16 protein-coding genes are annotated in these 17,271 nt (G+C 58.2%); 11 read left to right on the plus strand and 5 right to left on the minus strand.

Annotation, left to right across the window (positions count from 1 at the left end; translation table 11 throughout):
- Positions 1 to 73 precede the first annotated feature (73 nt).
- The 5 genes from M2Q46_RS17220 to modD all read left to right on the plus strand — a co-directional run bounded on the left by M2Q46_RS17220 (position 74) and on the right by modD (position 5,928).
- Positions 74 to 2,239 (plus strand): malate synthase G, encoded by a 2,166-nt coding sequence (locus M2Q46_RS17220; protein WP_088451552.1) that lies wholly within the window; start codon positions 74 to 76, stop codon positions 2,237 to 2,239.
- A 207-nt stretch (positions 2,240 to 2,446) separates the two neighbouring features.
- Positions 2,447 to 3,367, plus strand: coding sequence for a polysaccharide deacetylase family protein (locus M2Q46_RS17225; RefSeq protein WP_060186575.1), 921 nt, complete (start codon positions 2,447 to 2,449; stop codon positions 3,365 to 3,367).
- Positions 3,368 to 3,653: 286 nt separating this feature from the next.
- A complete protein-coding gene (gene modA / locus M2Q46_RS17230; RefSeq protein ID WP_302357702.1) occupies positions 3,654 to 4,364 on the plus strand; it encodes a molybdate ABC transporter substrate-binding protein in 711 nt (236 codons plus the stop codon).
- A gap of 11 nt (positions 4,365 to 4,375) precedes the next feature.
- A complete protein-coding gene (gene modB, locus M2Q46_RS17235) occupies positions 4,376 to 5,029 on the plus strand; it encodes a molybdate ABC transporter permease subunit (protein ID WP_060186636.1) in 654 nt (217 codons plus the stop codon).
- Complete coding sequence (modD, locus tag M2Q46_RS17240) at positions 5,026 to 5,928, plus strand: ModD protein (RefSeq protein WP_302357704.1); 903 nt, start codon at positions 5,026 to 5,028, stop codon at positions 5,926 to 5,928. Before modB ends, modD begins: the two co-directional genes overlap by 4 nt.
- A 247-nt stretch (positions 5,929 to 6,175) precedes the next feature.
- Here the strand turns inward: modD and M2Q46_RS17245 are convergent, their stop codons facing one another.
- A complete protein-coding gene (locus M2Q46_RS17245) occupies positions 6,176 to 7,069 on the minus strand; it encodes a LysR family transcriptional regulator (protein ID WP_115634755.1) in 894 nt (297 codons plus the stop codon).
- 89 nt (positions 7,070 to 7,158) lie between these two features.
- Here M2Q46_RS17245 and M2Q46_RS17250 point away from each other — a divergent pair, with 89 nt between their 5' ends.
- The 3 genes from M2Q46_RS17250 (at position 7,159) to M2Q46_RS17260 (ending at position 9,794) form a co-directional block, all read left to right on the plus strand.
- The gene (locus M2Q46_RS17250) at positions 7,159 to 7,905 is read left to right on the plus strand and encodes a sulfite exporter TauE/SafE family protein (protein WP_115634753.1); all 747 of its coding nucleotides are present in this window, start codon (positions 7,159 to 7,161) and stop codon (positions 7,903 to 7,905) included.
- Between the two features lie 170 nt (positions 7,906 to 8,075).
- Positions 8,076 to 8,561, plus strand: a complete 486-nt coding sequence (locus M2Q46_RS17255; protein WP_115634751.1) for a PaaI family thioesterase — start codon at positions 8,076 to 8,078, stop codon at positions 8,559 to 8,561.
- Positions 8,562 to 8,786: 225 nt separating this feature from the next.
- Positions 8,787 to 9,794, plus strand: a complete 1,008-nt coding sequence (locus tag M2Q46_RS17260) for an AraC family transcriptional regulator (RefSeq protein ID WP_060186580.1) — start codon at positions 8,787 to 8,789, stop codon at positions 9,792 to 9,794.
- Here the strand turns inward: M2Q46_RS17260 and M2Q46_RS17265 are convergent.
- A complete protein-coding gene (locus M2Q46_RS17265) occupies positions 9,791 to 10,303 on the minus strand; it encodes a 2,4'-dihydroxyacetophenone dioxygenase family protein (protein WP_009461189.1) in 513 nt (170 codons plus the stop codon). The two genes, M2Q46_RS17260 and M2Q46_RS17265, sit on opposite strands and share 4 nt — an antisense overlap.
- Before the next feature lie 432 nt (positions 10,304 to 10,735).
- Here M2Q46_RS17265 and msuE point away from each other — a divergent pair, with 432 nt between their 5' ends.
- From msuE to M2Q46_RS17280, 3 genes are read left to right on the plus strand one after another with little or no spacing between them, the layout of a single operon-like run.
- Positions 10,736 to 11,323 (plus strand): FMN reductase, encoded by a 588-nt coding sequence (gene msuE, locus M2Q46_RS17270; protein WP_239054960.1) that lies wholly within the window; start codon positions 10,736 to 10,738, stop codon positions 11,321 to 11,323.
- Entirely contained in the window at positions 11,320 to 12,480 is a 1,161-nt protein-coding gene (gene ssuD / locus M2Q46_RS17275) for an FMNH2-dependent alkanesulfonate monooxygenase (protein WP_021447128.1), read from the plus strand. Before msuE ends, ssuD begins: the two co-directional genes overlap by 4 nt.
- Positions 12,477 to 13,334: an amidohydrolase family protein gene (locus tag M2Q46_RS17280; RefSeq protein WP_268378617.1), complete on the plus strand. Its 858-nt coding sequence runs from the start codon at positions 12,477 to 12,479 to the stop codon at positions 13,332 to 13,334. Before ssuD ends, M2Q46_RS17280 begins: the two co-directional genes overlap by 4 nt.
- A 270-nt stretch (positions 13,335 to 13,604) precedes the next feature.
- Here the strand turns inward: M2Q46_RS17280 and M2Q46_RS17285 are convergent, their stop codons facing one another.
- From M2Q46_RS17285 to M2Q46_RS17295, 3 genes are all read right to left on the minus strand, one after another.
- Positions 13,605 to 14,903 (minus strand): acyl-CoA dehydrogenase family protein, encoded by a 1,299-nt coding sequence (locus M2Q46_RS17285; RefSeq protein ID WP_302357708.1) that lies wholly within the window; start codon positions 14,901 to 14,903, stop codon positions 13,605 to 13,607.
- A gap of 12 nt (positions 14,904 to 14,915) precedes the next feature.
- Positions 14,916 to 15,761 (minus strand): MetQ/NlpA family ABC transporter substrate-binding protein, encoded by an 846-nt coding sequence (locus M2Q46_RS17290; protein ID WP_302357709.1) that lies wholly within the window; start codon positions 15,759 to 15,761, stop codon positions 14,916 to 14,918.
- 71 nt (positions 15,762 to 15,832) lie between these two features.
- Positions 15,833 to 17,260: an LLM class flavin-dependent oxidoreductase gene (locus M2Q46_RS17295; protein ID WP_302357710.1), complete on the minus strand. Its 1,428-nt coding sequence runs from the start codon at positions 17,258 to 17,260 to the stop codon at positions 15,833 to 15,835.
- Positions 17,261 to 17,271 lie beyond the last annotated feature (11 nt).

Below are 17,271 nucleotides of genomic sequence, written 5' to 3' on the forward strand. Positions count from 1 at the left end.
GTAATTGCAGTTAGCAAGGCCGTTTTGGCCTGCCGCTGTACCGAATCACTTTTAACTATCAGCAAGGGTACACATGACCACTCGAATCTCCTGCCAGCGACTGCAAGTCGCCGAGGTGCTTCATCAGTTCATCGAACAAGAAGCCCTGCCCGGCACAGGTATCTCCTCCGAAGCCTTCTGGGCTGGTTTCGATAAGCTGGTCCATGATCTGGCACCTAAAAACCGCGCCTTGCTGGCCGAACGCGACCGCTTGCAAGTCGAACTGGACAAGTGGCACACGGCCAACCCAGGCCCCATCACCGATATGCCTGCCTACAAGAGCTTCCTGAGCTCCATCGGCTATCTGAAAGAAGCGCCTGCCGACGTCAAGGTCAACACGACCAACGTCGACACCGAAATCACCGAACAAGGTGGTCCTCAGCTGGTTGTGCCCATCATGAACGCACGTTACGCGCTGAACGCCGTAAACGCACGCTGGGGCAGCCTGTACGACGCGCTGTACGGCACCAACGCCATCCCTGACACTGACGGTGCTCAGCGTGGCGGTGGCTACAACGCCGTGCGCGGTGCCAAGGTTATCGCCTTTGGCCGTCAGTTCCTGAACGACACCATTCCTCTGGCTCAAGGCAGCCACGATCAGGCTACCTCCTACACCATCGCTGACGGCGCTTTGCGCGTCACCCTGGAAAACGGCGGCACCACCGGTCTGAAAGACGCCTCGACCCTGCTGGGTTACCGCGGTCAGCCCGATGCGCCTGAAGCCATCGTGTTCCTGCACAACGGCCTGCACTTTGAACTGCAGATCGACCCCAACAGCCCCATTGGCAAGACCGACCCGGCTGGCGTGAAAGACATCGTTCTGGAAGCCGCACTGACCACCATCATGGACTGCGAAGACTCCGTGGCTGCCGTGGACGCCGACGACAAGGTCCTGGCATACCGCAACTGGCTGGGTCTGGTCACCGGTTCGCTGACCGAAGAAATCAAGAAAGACGGCAAGGTCTTTACGCGCCGCCTGGCTGACGATCGCCAGTACACCGACCTGAAAGGCGCTACCCAGACTCTGGCTGGTCGCTCCCTGATGTTCGTGCGTAACGTCGGTCACCTGATGAGCAACCCTGCCATCATTGACGGCGAAGGTCGCGAAATCCCTGAAGGCATTCTGGACGCCGTGATCACCACTCTGATCGGCATGCGCGATCTGGAACTGAAGAAGAACTCGCGCAGCGGCTCGCTGTACATCGTCAAACCCAAAATGCACGGTCCTGACGAAGTGGCGTTTGCCAGCGAGATCTTTGACCGTGTGGAAAGCCTGCTGGGTCTGGCTCCCAACACCGTCAAGCTGGGCATCATGGACGAAGAGCGCCGCACCAGCGTGAACCTGAAAGCAGCTATTGCCCAGGCCACCGAGCGTGTCGTGTTCATCAACACCGGCTTCCTGGACCGCACGGGCGACGAAATCCACACTTGCATGCAAGCGGGTGCCGTGGTGCGCAAGGCCGACATGAAACAAGCTGACTGGCAGCCTGCCTACGAGCGCAACAACGTTCAGATCGGCCTGCAGTGCGGCCTGCGTGGTCGCGCTCAGATCGGTAAAGGTATGTGGGCCATGCCTGACCTGATGGCTGAAATGCTGGAACAGAAGATTGGTCACGTGAAGGCCGGTGGCAACACCGCCTGGGTGCCATCGCCTACCGCTGCCACGCTGCACGCCTTGCACTACCACCAAGTCAACGTGGTCGACGTCCAGAAGGGCCTGGAAGGCGACACCAACGACTACCTGGACAGCATCCTGACCATTCCTGTGGCCACAGACACCAGCTGGTCTGCCAAGGAAATCCAGGAAGAACTGGACAACAACGCTCAGGGCATCCTGGGTTACGTGGTGCGCTGGATTGACCAGGGCGTGGGCTGCTCCAAAGTACCGGACATCCACGACGTGGGCCTGATGGAAGACCGCGCTACCCTGCGTATCTCCAGCCAGCACATCGCCAACTGGCTGCTGCACGGCATCGTCACCCACGAACAAGTGGTTGAAACTCTGCAGCGCATGGCTGCTGTGGTTGACCAGCAAAATGCAGGCGACCCAGCCTACCAGAACATGGCCGGCAACTTCGAAGGCTCCTTTGCCTTCCGCGCTGCTCAGGATCTGGTTCTGAAGGGTCTGGAACAGCCTAACGGCTACACCGAGCCTTTGCTGCACCAATGGCGTCTGGCATTCAAAGCCGCTCAAGCCTGAAGCACACGATGTCGCCCGGAGCCTGACTCCGGGTAACAGTGTCCCAAAATCCCCATCTTGCTGGTTCAGGATGGGGATTTTTTTCGCCTGCTGACTTGCCCCTTGCGATAACTACGAACTTGCACCGCCGCTTGCAGTCCTGCATGCTGACAAGGCCTGGGCAAGCTTGCCTGTTTCCGTCACTCTTTTCACCCTCTCCGTTTTCGCATGGCTTTCCGTATTTCTCCCCTGCACTTCCTGGCTACGGCTGTTCTGGCTCTCTGCACTACTTGGGCGACGTCCCAGACCCTGGCCCTCAGCTTTGATGACGGCTTCAACCCCAGCACGCAGCCACAGGCCAATCAGTGGAATGAGCAAATATTGACCAGCTTGCGGGACCACCAGATCAAGGCCACTCTGTTCCCATCGCTAGCCCGTATGGGCGGGGAAGAGGGGCTGGGTCTTGTGCAGGCCTGGTCTAGGGAAGGACATCGTATCGGCAACCATACCGCCAGCCACAAAAGCCTGGCCGACCCGGCGCTCAGTCTGGAGGACTTCATTACAGATGTGCAGCTTGCCGATGCCGCGTTCAAAAGCCTGCCCACCTTCACACCCATGCTGCGCTTCCCTTACCTGAAAGAAGGGGACACCATCGCCAAGCGCGACGGTTTCCGTCAGTGGATGGCGGCGCATGATTACAAGAGCGCGCCCGTATCCATTGATGCCAGCGACTGGTATTACAGCCGGGTCTTTGCAGATCATGTGCAAGCAGGCGATAGTGCCAAGGCAGAGCGCGTGAAAGAGCAATACATCCTTCACCTGCTGGACCGTGCCAGCTATTACGATCAGTTGGCGCAAGAGGTTCTGGGACGCAGTCCGGCTCATGTAATCCTCTTGCATACCAACCAGATCAATGCGGCTGCATTGCCGGATGTGCTCGCGGCATTTACCGCCAAGGGTTGGACCATCACATCAACAGAGGCAGCATTTCAGGACCCCTTGTACGCACAAGCCCCCGATACATTGCCTGCTGGGGAGAGCATCATCTGGGCCTTGGCCAAGGCCAAAAACATGCCAAACCTGCGCTATCCCGCTGAAGACTCCGTTTATGAGGAGCCTTTGCTGAAAGAGGCGGGATTGTTGCCGTGAACTCTGGTGGGCTATGGGCTATGGACCATGAGCCGTAAGCCGTAAGCCGTAAGCCAGCTCATGAAAACATCATGTTCACACGGCGACACTGCCTCCTTGTCATGCCCTCCATCACATCTGCTTAATCGCGGTTTGCCGTCCTCTCCACACCTCTCAACCCTGCGGTCGAGCCACAGCGTCTGATACCACTTTCAAACCCACGGCCTAAAATCCCCCTGGTGGTCCCTGTCTGCTTCTTCTCGTTATAAACTCAAACTCATAACGAATTTTACTGACAGGAAACCCTATGAAATCTCTGCTGCTTTCTGCCGCCAGCCTGCTGGCACTGTCCACCACCGCTCAGGCCTCCGACCTGCTAATTGCTACTGGCGCAGGCTACCGCAAACCCGTCACGGAATTGATGGAAGCCTTCAATAAAGAAACAGGCCTGACGGTAGAGAGCAGCTTTGGCAATATGCAGCAGGTCCGCGCCCAGAGCGAGCAAAATCCAGACATTGCTGCCATTATTGGCGACCGCTTTTTTCTGGAACCCATGGGCATTGCCCAGCAGTTTGTGAACATCAGCCAGGGTGCCCTGATGCTGGCCGTGCCCAAAGGCAAGACCATTGATTCCATCCAGGACTTGCAGCAGCCCAGCTATGCCCGCATTGCTATAGGCGATGCCAAGAAAACCGTCTACGGTCGCGCCGCCACCACCTGCATGGAACGTGAAAAAATCCAGGCCGAGGGTCGCAGCATTGAAGTCGCCATGCTGCCGCAGGTATCCACCTACCTGCTCAATGGCGAGGTGGACGCCGGTTTCATCAACCGCAGCGAAGCGCTGGCCCACAAGGACAAGCTGGGCACCACCCTGCCCATGCCAGCCCAATGTCACGACCCGATTGATCTGAGCCTGGCCGTGCTCAAGGACCGTCCTGCAAGCCCTGCCTTGCAATCCTGGACCCAGTTCCTGGGCTCGGACAAGGCCAAGTCCATTCTTGAGCGTCACGGCCTGTGATGTCCGCCTGGATGAGCTGCTCCAGTAGCTCGCTGGGCCTGAGTGTATATGTGCTGGCCGCCACCTTGGTGGCCCAATTGGTTCTGGGGGTAACCCTGGCCTGGGTACTGGCCAGAAAGCGCTTCCCAGGCCACGGATTACTCGATTCACTGGTGAGCCTGCCGCTGGTTTTCCCACCGATTGTTATCGGTTACTTGCTGCTGCTTGCCCTGGGCAGGCAGGGCTGGTTGGCCAGTGCCACCGGCTGGTCACCCAATATTGTTTTTCAGCCCGCGGCCTTGCTGATCGCCGCCTTTATCGCCGGGCTGCCATTGATGGTCAAACCCGTGCAAAACAGCATGAACAGCCTGTCGCCACGGCTGCGTGAAGCGGCAGCCACACTGGGCCACGGCACCTGGTCCTACTTCTTCCGGGTGGAATTGCCCTTGCTGCGCTCTGCCTTGGCCACCGGACTGATTCTGTCTGGCGGACGGGCCATGGGAGAAGTGGGCATTTCGCTGATGTTGGGTGGCAATATCGCAGGTCGTACCGAAACCCTGTCTTTATCTATCTACAACGCCGTCCTGGATGGCGACACAGACTGTGCCAATGCGCTGTCCTGCTTGCTGGGGCTGACGGCATTAGCCTGCTTTTGGGCGCTGCGGCGCTACGGGAATCAAAAATGACGGTTTTTTTTGAACAAAGCCAAATCGACCAATGGATTGGCGAGGATGCCTCCTACCTGGATCTGACCAGCCACATGCTGGGACTGCACAACCAGAACACCACACTGCGTTACGTCGTGCGTGACCATATCCGCGTGGCGGGCACTGAGGAGGTGGCCGAGATTGTGCGCTCTTGCGGCGGCCAGACCCAGCACTACACCCCCAGCGGCGTGGCGGCCATGCCCGGTCAGACCATCTTGCTGGCACAAGGCCCCGCCAAAGCCTTGCTGCGCGCCTGGAAGGTCGGCCAGAACCTGCTGGAGTTTGCCTGCGGCATCGCCACCCTGACACATCAAGTCGTGCAAGCCGTGCAAACGGTAGATGCCTCGGTGGCTGTGCTGACCACTCGCAAACATGCGCCTGGGGTACGCAAGCTGGCCTTGAAAGCCACACTATCGGGCGGAGCCATGCCGCATCGGCTGGGACTGGGCGAAACCATTTTGATCTTCCCCCAGCACCGCGCGCTGATGGGTGGCTGGGAGGAGGTGGGCCGGGCGATTGCCCGTCACAAATACGCCTTGTGCGAGAAGAAAATCGTGATTGAAGCGGCGGATCTGGACGAAGCCTACAGCGCGGCTCAGGCGGGTGCGGACGTGGTGCAGTTCGACAAAGTCCCGCCCGAGACCCTGGCACAAATTGTGCCTGCGCTGCGCAAAGCGCATCCCAACGTCACCATTCTGGCAGCGGGCGGGATTCATGCAGGTAACGCAGCCGCCTATGCCGCAACAGGTGTCAATGCCTTGGTGACCAGCAGCCTGCACTACGCGAAACCGGCCGATATTGGAGTGAAGATCAACTTGGCAGAGCCAGCAGAATCGCAAGAGCCGCTTGTTGCCAGCAAACTGGAAGGGCTGGAATAAAATCACCGGCCGCTCACTATTTGTCAGCCTGACCCACTAAGGTGTTAAGCGAAAACAAGGAAGGTGAGCTCCGGCATTAGAGCCAGTCATCAAACGACAGAGCTGCAAAGCACCACCAATAGAAAAACAGATCGCTGAATCCGACAAAAAATGCGGAAATCAGCATGAACCTTACGCCTGGCATCTGCCCCCTGGCGGCTTGGAAAGCATGCAGCTCCGTGAACACGTTTTCACAAAAAAAGTGGGCTCAGACAGTCTCCTTAGACCCCAAATGCTGCAACAAGCGCTGCATGGGTTTGGATAGGGCGCCCCAGTCCTGATAACACAGGCACAAGGAGCGCTTGGCCCAGGCGTCACTCAAAGGCCGCGCCACAAAGCCATGGCGACGCTTGTAGCGGCTGGCTACGCCTTGCGGCACAATCCCCAGGCCCACACCGTGGGCCACCATCTGGCACAGCCCTTCGAAGGTTTTCATACGGATGCGCTGCACCCAAGCATGGCCTGCTGCGCGAGCATGTTCGTCCAGATGGTCTTGCAGGGCATTACCCGGCATCAGGCCCACGAAGGGCTCATGCAGAACATCCTGCAAGCTCAATTTGCTGTGTGCCGCCAAGGGGTGAGCCGCAGCCATAATCAGCACCAGATGATCCTTGGCCACCGGCTCCAGCACCAGCCCCGGTGCCTGCACTGCATCCGACACCACACCGGCCTGGGCCAAACCGGCGGCAACCGTACGCACAATATCTGCGCTGGTACGCTCTTTCAGCTCGATATGCAGATTCGGCCGTTGTGCCAGCCAGGGAGCCAGACGGGATGGCAGAAAGTCGGTTAAGGCCGCCGTATTCGCATACAGGTGCAAAGTCCCCCGCGCTCCAACAGCGAAATCCTGCAACTCACCTTTCAACAGATCATGCTGGCGCAGCATCAAACGGGCATGGTGGGCCAGCGCCTCGCCTGCCTCTGTGGTGACGACTCCCCGTGGCAGGCGCTCCAGCAAAGCAACGCCGGCATCGTCCTCGATACGGCGCAAACGCTCGCTGGCCGAAGCCAGAGCCAGATTCGCGCGTACCGCTCCCTGTGTGATGCTGCCTGCATCCACAATGCTCAAGAACAAATGCAGATCGGCCAGACCCAGTCGCATCACCACTCCTGAAAACCCTTCGGATAAACCGAAGGATAGCGCCTTAAATCCACATTGTGTGCACTTGCCTGCCACGCTTCAATACAGGCATGCACGAATCTCTCTCTTTCCTTCTTCTGCTCAGTGCCATCTTCCTGATAGCGGGCATGGTCAAGGGCGTTACCGGCATGGGCCTGCCAACGGTAGCCATGAGCTTGCTGGGCCTGATGATGTCACCGGCCTCGGCTGCCGCCTTGCTGGTGCTGCCTTCTTTCATCACCAATGTCTGGCAATGCTTTGTCGGGCCGTCCATGCTGGCTTTGCTGCGCAGGCTCTGGTCCATGATGCTGACCATTGTGCTGGGCACGCTCTGGGGCTCAACGCTGCTGGCCAGTACCTCACCACAGCTATCGGGCATGGCCTTGGGTATCGCGCTGCTGGTGTATGCAAGCTATGCGCTTATCGCCCCCGCCCTGACCGTGTCGCCCCGCTTCGAGCCCTGGCTGTCACCCTTGATTGGTCTGGTGACCGGCGTGGTGACCGGCATTACCGGCGTTTTTGTGATGCCAGCCGTCCCTTATCTGCAGGCCCTGAATCTGGATAAAGACGAGCTGGTGCAAGCCTTGGGGCTGTCCTTCACAATCTCCACCATCGCGCTGGCTGGCGGTCTGTTCATGCACGATGTGTTCAAGCTGAACCAGCTGGGCATGTCTACCTTGGTGATTGTTCCGGCTTTGCTGGGTATGTGGCTGGGACAAAAGATCCGCGTGCGCATCAGCCCGCGCCGCTTCAAGCAATGCTTGCTGCTGTTTCTGGCGGCCCTGGGTCTACAACTGATTATTCGACCTTTTATTTAAGGCTGACCGCAACATGACCCTCTCCGTTTGCGACGTGAATCCGCCGGTGCAAGCGCTTTTAAGCTAAGCCACCACACCGACAGCGTCATTCACTATGTATTGATCCGCCAAGAGCCACCCTCACGGCCAGCACCACATTCTCAAATCGCCTAGCAACGACTGGAGCCACCATGCCAAGCTCATCTCGCCACTTACCCGTACTGGAATATCTGCAACGCCAACTGAATGGCACACTGGCCGAAGGCGAGCACACGCATATGCGTTACCCCACCGCGATTTCCCGGCTACTGAACTTTCGTATTACCGCTATAGATGAAGCCAGCGCCACGCTGGAACTGGACGCAGACGCTGCCTTGCATGGCAACCAGCAGGGCACGGTCCATGGCGGCCTCTTGTGCGAACTGGCCGATGCCGCCATCGGCACGGCCCATTCCACCTTGATGCAGGAAGGCGAGAGCTTTACCAGCATTGATCTGAAAGCCACCTTTCTGCGGCCAGTCTGGCAAGAGCGGCTGCAAGCCCATGCCTGGGCCACGCATCGCGGGCGCAGCATCAGCCATTACCGCTGTGAAATCCAGCGAGAAGACGGCAAGATGATTGCGACAGTGGAAAGCGCCGTCATGACCTTGAAAGGGGATCGGGCCCAGGGGCGTTAAAACTCCTGCTGCCGACTTCTTCAAGCCTCAACCACAGCACCAAGAAGCAGACAGCTTCTTTTAAACTTAAATAAAATAGAAAACTGGCTATCTATCTGTAAATAAATAATATTCTGAAACCGACCAGCCCCGATCAGGGATAGCCCCCATGCCCACCCAGCCGCTCAACTTTTACACTAGGCGCTGGTCACGCGCATCCTTATGCTCTGGAACAAGGGGTTCCCAATGTCGGCAGAAAATGGCTTGGATCTGTCGGTGTTGTACCGCCATCCAATCTTTCATTCGCACAGCGCCGAGCTGTCTCATCAGCCGCTTAGCCGGGCCATTTCCCGGCATGCCCTGCATTGGGGTCGCGGGCGCATCAACACCAGCCTGTACCGTCGCGATATTGATCAGATCAGCCTGATGCGACTGGGCTACGGTGCCGAAGTGGAAATCCAGGCCGATGCCTTCGGGGACTTCTGTCTGGTGCAAATGCCTTTGCAGGGTACGGCCGAATTCATCAGCGATGGTCATCACAAACTAACGGCCTATCCCGGCGATATTGCGGTGGTATCCCCTCGCCACCATGTGCGCACCTTGTGGCAAGCCGGTTGCGAACAGCTGATCGTGAAAATCCCCTACAGCCTATTTGACGGTGTGGGCCATCAGACTCTGGCACAAGAGGGCATGACCCGAGGCTGCGTCTACAAGCTGGACCCCTGTATGGGCCCACAATGGGCCAACCTCATCCAGCATCTGCTTCTGCTACCGACGCAACATAGCGACCGTCCAGCCAACTGGACACAGCATATTGAAAGCAGCCTGGCCTTGTTCCTGCTGTGTCATCCTGCCGATGAACAAGCCGTGCAGACTCTGGTGGATGAGTCCATGGGAGCGGCGGCCCGAGCAGGGCAGATGCGTCTGCTCCAAGCTAAAAACTATGTATTGGCGCATTTGCACAGCAACATCTCACTGGATGATCTGGCGCAGGCAGCGGGTGTGAGTCCCCGCTTCCTGCATCTGCTGTGCCGTCGTCACTACAAACAGTCCCCCATGAGCTGGGTACGCAATCTGCGTCTGGACGCCGCCCATCAGGTGCTGCAAAGCCGACCCCGCCCCAACGTCACCGAGGTGGCACTGGCGCATGGTTTTGGGCATCTGGGGCGGTTTTCTGCCTACTACCAGCAACGCTTCAAGGAACTGCCCCATCAAACGGGGCAGACACGGCACACAAGCATCAAACAGTCCTAGATGAACATGGACTTGTTGATGGGCAGATTGTGCTTCTTACAGTAGCTGGTGTAGTGGTCGATCATCCAGAACACATCAATGATTTCCAGGATGTTGTCGTTCTCGTCCAGGAACTCGATAGGCGTGCCCAGGTGGAACAGGGTCTCCATGCCTTCGTCGGACACCAGGGTGTGCGTGCGGCCGGGACTCTCGTGAATGTAATGACCGGCGCGGGCCACCCAATCGTATTCCTCATAGCGCAGGCTGCCGGACAGAATGTAGCCGGTCACCACAGCGCGGTGGCGATGACGCCCCAAAGAACCACCTTTGTCAGCGCGCATGATGTGCACCGAGGTGTTGTTGCGAATATCAAAGCTCAGGTGACGCAGCCAGATATTGGGGCCGAAAGGAATCCAGGGGGAGGTTTCCTCGGACGTATCGAAGTGGCCTTCAACCAGCGCGTATTCGTCGCGTACCTTGTCGATGCGTTTTTCAATGTCGATATAGGGTGGGGTGCTGTTTTGAGTCATGACTTGTCTCTCTCATAGAAATAAAAGCCGCTGTGTTTCCCACACAGTCGGATGCCAATCCCCCCGGATTGACCTGGTTTCATTCTATGAAGCCATTTGGCGCCGAACTATCCAGCTTTGGCACAACGTAGCGGCGCACTATCCAGTTCTGGCACTCCCGTTCCGATCGCTTTATTTGACCCCGAAAAAGACCGGCGACGAACTCCTGACACAGTTCATGCTCATGCCATTTGGCAGCTCATTTTTTCACATTCAACAATACTGATTTTCATAAGCAAATCAAAAGAGTAAGGACGCTTATCGACCATAAACACATGAGCGAATTGTCTTTCGTGGCCGCGACGATCAGGCATGTAATACAAGACATTGACTCGCACAGGTGCCCCCGTTTTCTGGCGGCACCTTGTTCTGATTTCACTGCAAGGAATTGCCATGAGCCGTCCTCTGAAAACCGTTATTGTGAATGGGAGCCTGCACCGTCCCTCCCGCACGCAAGTGCTGCTGGATGCGCTACGCGACACACTGAACGACCAACTGGCACTGGACGTGCAAAACATCGAGCTGGTCAGCCTGCTGCCCGAGCTGGGCGCGGCCCTGTCCACCGATGCCTTGCCCGCCCAAGCGCATCAGGCCATCACCGCCATTGAGCAGGCAGACTTTCTGATCGTGGGCTCGCCCATCTTTCGCGCGGGCATTCCGGGCCTGCTCAAGCACCTGTTCGATCTGGTCGACATGAATGCCCTGAATGGCACCCCCGTATTGCTGGCCGCCACTGGCGGCAGCCAACGCCATGCCCTGGTCATCGAACATCAGCTACGGCCCCTGTTCAGCTTCTTCCAGGCGCTGACCCTGCCCATCGGGGTCTATGCCACGCCCGAAGAGATTCAGGACGGCGAAGTCACCAGCGCCGCCCTGCAACAGCACATCCAGCGCACCGTTGATCTGGCCGTGCCGGTACTGCACAGTATTCAAACGCGTTTGCCGCTGCGAAACTCTGTTCTGGAGGCGCAGGCAGCATGAGCCAAATCACCTCCACCACACCCGATATTTTCTGGTTCCTGCCCACCTCGGGCGATACCCGTTATCTGGGCAAATCCGACTTTGGCCGCGCGCCCACCAACGAGTATCTGCGCAGCATTGCCGTCACCAGCGAGAACCTGGGTTATGACGGCTTGCTGATTCCCACCGGCGCCTCCTGCCTGGACCCCTGGGTGGTGGCGGCCAGCCTGGTTCCTGTTACCCAGCGCATCAAGCTGCTGGTGGCGCTGCGTACCTCTTTGGGCGCACCCGTTTCCAGCGCACGTCAGGCAGCGTCCCTGGACCAGGCCCTGCATGGCCGTTTGCTGCTGAATGTGGTGCCCGGCGGCGATGCCACCGAACTGGCCGCCGAAGGCGTGTTTCTGGACCACGATGCCCGTTATGAATACGCCCATGAATACCTGACGATCTGGCGTCAATTGCTCTCTGGCGACACTGTGAATTTTCAGGGCAAGCATTTCAAGGTAGAGAATGGCCGCAACTTTTTCCCGCCTGTGCAAAAACCCTATCCGCCCTTGTACTTTGGCGGCTCCTCAGACGCCGCCCATGAACTGGCTGCCGAGCATGTCGATGCTTACCTGACCTGGGGCGAACCACCGGCTGCTGTGGGCAAGAAATTTGAGGACATCCGCCGCCGTGCCGCCGCCCGTGGTCGCAAATTGAGGCTGGGGGTGCGCTTGCACGTGATCGTACGTGAAACCAATGAAGAAGCCTGGGCCGAGGCGGATCGTCTGATCAGCAAATTGACGGACGAGGACATTGCCAAAGCACAGGCCAACTACGCCAGCATGGACTCGGTAGGCCAGAAACGCATGGCGGCCTTGCATGGTGGCCGTCGCGATCAGCTGGAAGTCTCGCCCAATCTGTGGGCAGGGGTAGGGCTGGTACGGGGCGGGGCAGGCACCGCACTGGTGGGCGACGCCCAAACCGTGGCCCAGCGCTTGCAGGAATACATAGACCTGGGTGCGGACTCCTTTGTGCTCTCGGGCTACCCCCATCTGGAAGAATCCATACGCTTTGCCGAGCTGGTGTTTCCACTTCTGGGCAAACGGGCCGTCACCGTCAGTGATCGCGCCCAGACCGGCGGCGCCTTTGACGCGCGCGGTGTTCAAAACCAGCAACTTTCCTCTGCATCATGAGCCAGAAAATAATTGATCTACGCTGCCGACCTGCCTTTCTGCACAAGTTTTTCGGGGCCGAACCTGGTACGCCAGAACATGCCACCGCGCGCTGGCTAAACCGCCGCGTTGGCACTCGTGGCAGCGATACTCACTTTGAAAAATCACTTAGCCAGGAAGGCTTTCTGGAAGAAGTGCGCCAGGCCGGACTGAGTAAAGCGGTCGTCGTAGGCCGCCACACACCGTCGCAACATTTGCCCAACGACACCATTCATCAGATCGTGCACGGACACGATGAATTGCTGGGCATTGCCGGTATTGATCCGGCTCTGCAAGGCGAGCAGCAAGCCCTGGCCGAGGCAGAACGCGCCATCAAGGAGCTGGGCTTGTCCGGCATTGATATCGAGCCGGGTTTTGGTGTTCCAGCACGTCACCCCGATGACCCTGTTTACTGGCCCGTTTACGAACTGGCGCGCCACCTGAAAGTACCCGTCTTTTTGATGAGTGGCCCCACCACGCCGGACCCGCGCTACAACGACCCGGCCGGGCTGGCCAAAGTGGCCAAAGCCTTCCCGGATCTGCCTTTAGTGGCCTATCACGGCTATTGGCCCAATGTGCAACAGGCCATAGGCCTGGCCTTTCTGCACGAGAACGTGCATCTGGTGCCGGATATGTACATTTTCCAGCCGGGAAACGAGGGCTATGTGCAGGCAGCCAATAGCTTCCTGTCCGAGCAATTGCTGTTTGGCTCGTCCTATACCTTCCGCCCGATTCGCCAGAGTATTGAGGACTTTCAACAGCTGGGCTTCAAGGACAGCATTCTGGACAAGCTGTTTTATGACAATGCAGCCAGGCTGTTTCAGCTGCCCAGGTAACGCTGGCGGCTTTGACTCATCCAGGACAAACGTCAGGCGCAGAGCAAGATGCACACCAGGAGGGGCGAGACCATCGCCCCTTTTTTGACGGTGTCCCTTGGAGCCTATCGACGTCTTCGCCCTAAAAACACCCAAGTGACATTAACGATATCGCCACAGTCTGCTCGCCTGTCATCAATGCATCGGTCTCCGAGCGTACCAAGCAAAAGGGCACGAATGATTCGTGCCCTTTTGCTTCCAAGAGGCGGCCCCGCCTCTACCCGCATCAGCTCAACTCCCCTTGGTCCCCACATGCCAGTAGTACACAGGCTCGGCCTCGTTCAACAAAATATCCCCCACCGAACGAGCCTTGTAGATCACCGGATTATGCGAAGCCAAAGCTCGCGCATTACGCCAATGTCTATCCAGACGACGGGACTCCTCCAGGGCCGTAGAGCCACCCACATCAAACAGGCGCGTGGCCGCCCGCAAGACAGGTTCCACTACAGCCACTTGCGCCTGTGCCGTTCGCAGTTCCAGGGCATCCAGTGTTTCGCGGGAGACCTCCACACCCGCCTGCCGCTGATCCGCAATGCTTTGCAAATGAGCCGCCACATCACGTACCGCCAGTTGGGCAATATAGGCCGTGCTGGCCAGCTCTCCCACAATATGCTGCACCAAGGGGTCGTCCTTGGGCAGCGCGGCACTGCCGTGGCTAAAGACACGTTTGCGCGCCTGTACATAGGCCACTGCATCACGCTGCACGGCTTGAGCAATACCTGCCAGGGTCGCCAAATGCACCAGCTGAAAATAAGCCACCAAGGGTGTGGGCTCCTGGCGCGGAAAACGGATGATGGCGCTCTCGGGCACAAGCACATCCGTCAGCACCGTCGTGCCAGATCCCGTCAGCCTTTGGCCAAAACCATGCCAGTCATCCAGACGCTCCACGCCGTCCTGATCGGTGGCAACGACCGCATGTACCGTTTCATCTTCCTGTTCCGTTCCTGTGCTGCGAGCCACCACCGTGACCCAATCCGCGTACAAGGTGCCCGTGCTGTAGAACTTGCGGCCATTCAGACGCCATTGACCGGCCTGCTCTGGATCGGGCTCCAGCGTGGTTTGCAACTGGCCTACAGCGCCCAAACCAGTCTCGGTCGTGGCATTACCAAAAATCGCCCCTTGGCCTGCCAATGGCAGCCACTGCGCTTGCGTGACCTCATCCCGATCAATCAACAAGCGGTCGATGAAGCCAAAATGCGGTCGCAGAATTTGGGCGACATTTGAATCCGCCGCAGCCAGCTCCTGAAACAGCTCAAAGAACACCGGGATGGAGACACCGCTGCCACCCCATTGAGGCGGCACACGCAAAGCCGTAAAGCCGCTATCTTTCAGCCACAGAATGGGCGCATAGGCCAAGGTACGGGTATGCTCGCGCTCCGCAGCGGTATCGGCAATGCGCTGAAAGAGGGCGCTGAAACGGGCACGCAAGGCGCCCAGATCGGAAGCTCGTGCACTTGCTGGCGCAGCCCTTTCTGGCACAGTCCGGCGTGGCGCAACATCAGAGGTAAAAACGGCAGTGTCAGTAATCATGATGTGCAGCCCTCAAGGAACCTGCGTAATGGAAGCATGACCCGCCGTCTTCCACGGCAAGGCATACAGCTTCTTGTCTCCCGCAAAAGACGTGTCGATCTGCGCGGCCACGGCAGGGGAGTTTTGATAAAGATCCACAAACTGGCGTATGCGCGGATCATCTCTATGGCCGCTCCGCGCGACAAAGCGGATGGCGTAGTACAGATCATCCACCGTGGAATACTGCAAGGCCTTGCTGGCCAGCTCGGACTGCCCGGCGTTCACAAAATGGGCTGGATAGCCTTGGACCAAGGGCAGGTCATCGGCTGCGCGCACCAATTGCGGCCCTTCGACTTCCACAATGCGCAGCTTTCTGGGGTTGGCCGTCACATCATGAATCGAGGCACGCGCAGTTGCCCCCTCTTTCAGCTGAATCAGGCCAGCCGTCTGCAAAAGCAGCAGGCCGCGCGCCTGATTCACCGGATCACTCGCCACCCCAACAGAAGCGCCTTCGGGCAGCGCATCCAAGGACGAATACTGCTTGGAATACAAGCCAATATTGGGCAATAAACCATAAGCCACACTTTCAATGGCATAGCCGCCTTCCTTGACGGCATTGTCCAGGAAAGCCTGATGCTGGAAGTAATTCAAATCCAGATCCCCGGAGGCCAAGGCCGTATTGGGCGTGGTCCAGTCGGTGAACTCAATCACCTCGACCTCCAGGCCCTGTTTCTTGGCCTCCTTGGCTGCCACGGCAACTGAATCGGCCAAAGAGCCGGGCGTGACGCCGATTTTCAATGCAGCAGCAGACACATGGCCCGCTAGGCTCAAAGCTGCCAAGGCAAACACGGCACGAATAGAAAAACGGGCAAACAACATGATCCTGACCTTAAAAAAGGGGTCGTAAAAAATGATCCAACGCAGCAGATACTGGCTCTTTCTCGCCTTAATCAGCTTGCCTGCAAGGCAGAGGTAGCCGCCTCATCCGATCCCGCCTCCGGGGTCGAACCGGGCACCAAATGCCGCCACTGCGCGGCAGGGTGCGTGGCAGATACCCGATCTCCTTGTCCAAACAATTGCTGGCGCAGGGTTCCACCTTCATACGCCGTGCGATAGCGGCCCCGGTTTTGCAGCTCGGGCACGATGTAGCTGGCAAAGTCTTCCCAGGTTTCAGGCACAACGATGCGGGTCAGATTGAAGCCGTCGATCTCGCCTTCATCAATCCAGGTGCTTAGCGCATCCGCCACTTGCTGCGGGTCGCCCACAATGGTTTTGTAGCGGCTACCCAGCGTGAATTGCTCCAGCAGCTTGCGGCGCGTCGTCCAGCCTTGTTTCTGGGCTGCGGCCGCTGCGGATTGAATCGCGTTGCTGGGGCCAAAGCTGATGGGTTCATCCAGGTCATACTGGGCAAAGTCCACGCCGGTACTGGCCGCAAAATGCGCCAGGCCGCCCTCGGAACTGGCATGGGCCAGATAGTCGGCATACTTCTCTTTAGCCTCGGCTTCCGTAGCACCCGTAACGACCGCTACACCCGCATAAATCTTCAGGTCCTGCGCTTGCCGTCCCGCATTGACCGCTGCCTGACGCAGCTTGCGGGACGAGTCCCTGGCCGCTTCCGGGTCCCGCGCACCGATGAAAACCCCTTCAGCATGTTGCCCGGCAAACTGCAGCCCCCGCGCCGAGGTGCCTGCCTGGAACAGCAGAGGCGTACGCTGAGGAGAGGGCGCACTCATATGAATTGCATTGCTGCGATAAAAGGGCCCTTCGTGATGCACGGTATGCACTTTCTCGGGCAGGGCATGGATACGACGCTGCTTGTCGGCAATCAGCGCGTCATCTTCCCAGCTGCCTTCCCACAGCTTGTAAGCCAATTGCAGAAAGTCCTCGGCCCGGTCGTAACGACTGTCGTGTGCATCCAGACCATCCTGCCCCAAACCCCGCGCCCCGCTATCCACATAGCCAGTCACGATGTTCCAGCCTATGCGGCCATTGCTTAGCTGATCCAGCGTGCTGACATCGCGTGCGAAGGTGTAAGGGTGATGCGCCGCCACTGACGCTGTCAGACCAAAGCCAATATGTTGCGTGACGGCTGCCATGGCCGAGACCAGCAGCCAGGGGTTGTTCACCGGTAGTTGAATACCCTCGCGCAGCGTCAAGTCCACACCTTGCTGGTAAACGTCGTAATAGCCGACCACATCCGCCAGAAAAATGCCGTCGAACAAGCCTTTTTCCAGCGTTTGGGCCAGATCCGTCCAGTACTTCAGAGTGTGATACTGCGTGGATTGATCACGCGGATGCGTCCACAAACCATGGTGGATGTGGCCGACGCAATTCATGTTGAAAGCGTTGATATGGATGTGTTTCTTGGGCTGCGTCATGGGGCATTCTC

Source organism: Alcaligenes sp. YSL9 (genome assembly GCF_030515105.1).
GTDB lineage: Bacteria > Pseudomonadota > Gammaproteobacteria > Burkholderiales > Burkholderiaceae_B > Alcaligenes > Alcaligenes phenolicus.